Source organism: Streptomyces sp. 8L, from assembly GCF_020176795.1.
Taxonomy (GTDB): Bacteria; Actinomycetota; Actinomycetes; order Streptomycetales; family Streptomycetaceae; genus Streptomyces.
Genome location: NZ_JAIUKE010000719.1, coordinates 1 through 3794, shown reverse-complemented (window position 1 = coordinate 3794; position 3794 = coordinate 1). Strand labels below are relative to the sequence as shown.

The 3794-nt window shown below is 75.5% G+C and carries 2 protein-coding genes; one reads left to right on the top strand and one right to left on the bottom strand.

What is annotated here, in order from left to right; translation table 11 throughout:
* The first annotated feature begins 793 nt into the window (after positions 1–793).
* Positions 794–2965 carry a HelD family protein gene (locus tag LCE31_RS37750; protein ID WP_225022644.1) on the top strand — a complete coding sequence of 724 codons (2172 nt, stop codon included), beginning with the start codon at positions 794–796 and terminating at the stop codon, positions 2963–2965.
* Between the two features lie 48 nt (positions 2966–3013).
* Here the strand turns inward: LCE31_RS37750 and LCE31_RS37745 are convergent, their stop codons facing one another.
* Entirely contained in the window at positions 3014–3718 is a 705-nt protein-coding gene (locus LCE31_RS37745; RefSeq protein WP_225022642.1) for a copper homeostasis protein CutC, read from the bottom strand.
* Positions 3719–3794: the final 76 nt, after the last annotated feature.

Below are 3794 nucleotides of genomic sequence, written 5' to 3'. Positions count from 1 at the left end.
GGGCGGTGTGGGCCGCGGAACCGCCCGCGGCCGGGATGTCCTTGCCGAGGCCGAGCGTGAGGAGGCGCCAGGTCGCGGGGCCCCCCCCCCCCCCCCCCCCCCCCCCCCCCCCCCCCCGGGGCCCCCCCCCCCCCCCCCCCCCCCCCCCCCCCCCCGCCGACGCCGTAGCTCTGGTGGGGGAAGGGGCCGACGCCGCTCGCGGTCGCGCCGTGGGAGGGGGTGAGGGTGTGTGCGCTCATGTCTCCATGATGGATTTCGGACATTCTCGGCACATCGGTCCCTGGGCTGAACCTCACCCGGGGCTCCTGCCCCCTGAGGACGGACCGTGTACGCCTCAGGGCCCATGCGGGGCCCCGGGCATCCCCTACGGGGTGGACTACGGGGTGGACGTAAAAGAGTTCGCCCGGCGGCGTCCTGGTGGCTAGACTCTCGCGTCTTGCCCGCCTCCTTCGTGGAGCGCCGCCGTCCGGACGGAAACCGGACGGCCGCCGTGACGTGATCCCACTCCGCACGGAGACCGCCGCACCGCCCGCCCGGGCCGTGCCCCGGGCCGTCGGTGTGCGCACGTACCGCCCGCTGTAACCGCGTACGCGCAGCCCCGCGCACGCGGAGCCGTGTACCTGTCACCGGAGGCCGCACCGTGCCCTCGCACGCCCCTGAGTCCGATCCCGCCGCGCCCGCTTCCCCCGCGCCGCCGAAGCAGGCCGCCACCGCGGAGCGGGGCGCTGCTCCGGAGCCGGGCGCTGCTTCGGAGCGGGCCGCGCCGCCCGGCCCCGACGCGCCGCGGGGTCCGCTGGGAGATCCGTCGGGGGACCCGTCGGACCCGCAGGGGGACCCCCTGGGCCGCGAACGCGGTCATCTCTCCGCGTCCCGCGCCGCCCTGCGCGCGATGCGCGAGGACGCGGAGTCGCTGGACATCCGCGACGTCACGGCGAACTGGGTCAACGCCGCCGTCCTCGACGCCCAGATCAAGGACCGCATCAAGTCGCTCGCGGACCTCTCGCACACACCGCTGTTCTTCGGCCGCCTCGACTACCTGCACGAGGTCGGCGCCGAGCAGGCGGAGGGCGCCGGGGGCGAGTCGTTCTACATCGGGCGCCGCCATGTGCACGACGCCGACGGCGACCCGATGGTGGTCGACTGGCGCGCGCCGGTCTCGCAGCCGTTCTACCAGGCGTCCAGGAAGAACCCGCTGGACGTGCGGCTTCGACGCCGCTTCGGCTACACCGGCGGCGACCTCACCGCGTACGAGGACGAGCACCTCTCCGACCCGGCGCAGGAGGGCGAGGGCGAGCGGGCGAGCAAGCTGCTCCAGGCGGAGATCGAACGTCCCCGTGTCGGCCCGATGCGCGACATCGTCGCGACGATCCAGCCGGAACAGGACGAGATCGTCCGCTCGGGCCTCGGCGGCACGGTCTGCGTGCAGGGCGGCCCCGGCACCGGCAAGACGGCCGTGGGCCTGCACCGCGTCGCGTATCTGCTGTACGCGCACCGCGAGCGGCTGGCCCGCACCGGCACCCTCGTGATCGGCCCGAACGCCTCCTTCCTGCACTACATCGAGCAGGTGCTGCCGGCGCTCGGCGAGCTGGAGGTCAAGCAGGCGACGGTCGAGTCGCTCGTCACGTCGGACGCGGTCCGGGTACGCGGCACGGACACGGCGGAGACGGCGATCGTCAAGGGCGACGCGCGCATGGCGGAGGTGCTGCGGCGCGCGCTGCGCTCGCACGTGTCGCTCCCGAGCGAGCCGCTGATGGTGGTGCGCGGCTCCCGCCGCTGGCGCGTGCCCGCGTACGAACTGGAGGAGATCGTCCGCGAACTGCTCGCCCGCGACATCCGCTACGGCGCCGCGCGCGACGCGCTGCCCCAGCGGATCGCGCACGCGGTGCTCGTGCGGATGGAGCAGGCGGGCGAGGCGCCCGACGACCGGGTGCAGGACGCGGTGGCGCGGAACGCCGCGGTGAAGGCCGCGGTCAAGGCCGTGTGGCCGCCGGTCGACCCGGCGAAGCTGGTACTGCGGCTGCTGTCCGACGCGGAGTTCCTCGCCGAGCACGCGGAAGGGCTGCTGACGCCCGAGGAGCAGCGGGCGGTGCTGTGGGCCAAACCGGCGCGGAGTGTGAAGTCCGCGGCCTGGTCCGCGGCGGACGCGGTCCTCATCGACGAGGCGAACGACCTGGTCTCGCGCACCCACTCGCTCGGGCATGTCGTACTGGACGAGGCGCAGGACCTGTCCCCGATGCAGTACCGCGCGGTGGGGCGCCGCTGCTCGACGGGTTCCGCGACCGTGCTCGGCGACCTGGCGCAGGGCACGACGCCGTGGGCCACGGCGTCGTGGGCGCAGGCGCTGCGGCACCTCGGCAAGACGGACGCCCTGGTGGAGGAGTTGACGGCGGGTTTCCGCGTGCCGCGAGAGGTGATCGCGTACGCCTCACGGCTGCTGCCGTCGATCGCACCGGGCCTCGCGGAGGTCCGCTCGGTACGTGAGTCGCCCGGCTCCCTGTCGGTGCGGGAGGTGGCGGCGGACCAGGACCCGGAAGGCGAGGGCGGGGGCCCCGGGCACCTCGGCGGCCACGGGGACCTCACGGCCCTCGACGCCGCGGTGCTGGACGCCTGCCGCCAGGCGCTGACGCACGAGGGCTCGACGGGCCTGATCGCGGCGGACGCCCGCGTACCCGCTCTGGCTGCGGCGCTGGACGCGGCGGGGATGCCGTACCTCTCGCCGGGCGAGGAGACCACGGCGCAGGCGCGCCTGACCCTGGTGCCCGCGTCCCTGGCGAAGGGCCTGGAGTACGACTACGTAGTGCTGGACGAGCCCTCGGCCGTCGTGGCGGGCGAACCCGACGAACGCACCGGCCTCCGCCGCCTCTACGTGGCCCTCACCAGGGCGGTCTCCGGCCTCGCCGTGGTGCACCGCGCCCCGCTGCCGGCCACGCTGGCGCCGGCCCCCGCTCCGGCCCCGGCGGCCTGACGGGGCTGTCGCGCGAGCCGGACCTCCCGCCGCACGCGCCCCCCGGCGCTACGCGTCCAGGGTGCTGCGCCAGCGGGCGACCGCGTCCGGGGAGACGGGCGCCTCCCAGCCGTCCGGGCGGGCCGCGCCGCCGATGTGGAACGCCCGCACGCCCGCGGCCCGCAGCCGGGGCAGGTGGTCGAGCCGGAGACCGCCGCCCACCAGCAGCTGCGCCTCGTAGCCCGGTTCGCCGTCCGCGGTGGCCCGGGCCTCGGCGAGGAGCGTCGCGAGTCCCTCGTCCACACCCGCCGGAGAGCCCGCGGTGAGGTAGGTGTCCAGGCCCGGCAGATCGGCGAGGCTCTTGCGCAGGGCGTCGCGGTCGGCCGCGCGGTCGACGGCGCGGTGGAACGTCCACCGGCAGCCGTCGATCTCCGCGACCAGCCGCTCCACCGTCACCAGATCGGGCCGCCCCCGCTCGTCGAGGAAGCCGAGCACGAACTCCTCCGCGCCCTCGGCACGCAGCTCCGCCGCGACGGCCGCAAGCCGGTCCACGTCGGCGGGCGTGCCGGCGAGGAAGCCGTCCGTGAGCCTGAGCATCACGCGCAGAGGGATGCCGACGGCGGCACGGATGCGGCCGACCGTCTCCCGCGACGGACTCAGCCCGTCCGCCGCCATGTCGCTGACGACCTCCAGGCGGTCGGCCCCTCCGTCGCGCGCGGCGACCGCGTCGTCGGCGTTGAGGGCGATCACCTCCAGCACTGCGCGCTCGCTCATGCGATCCCATTTCAACAGGTCTAGTCCAATTACTCCCTCCACCTTACGGGCCCCTCGTCCGCCCCCGCATCACCAC

Coding starts and splice junctions, on each gene's coding strand:
- LCE31_RS37745 (WP_225022642.1), bottom strand. CDS start 3,718: ATGAGCGAGCGCGCAGTGCTGGAGGTGATCGCCCTCAACGCCGACGAC.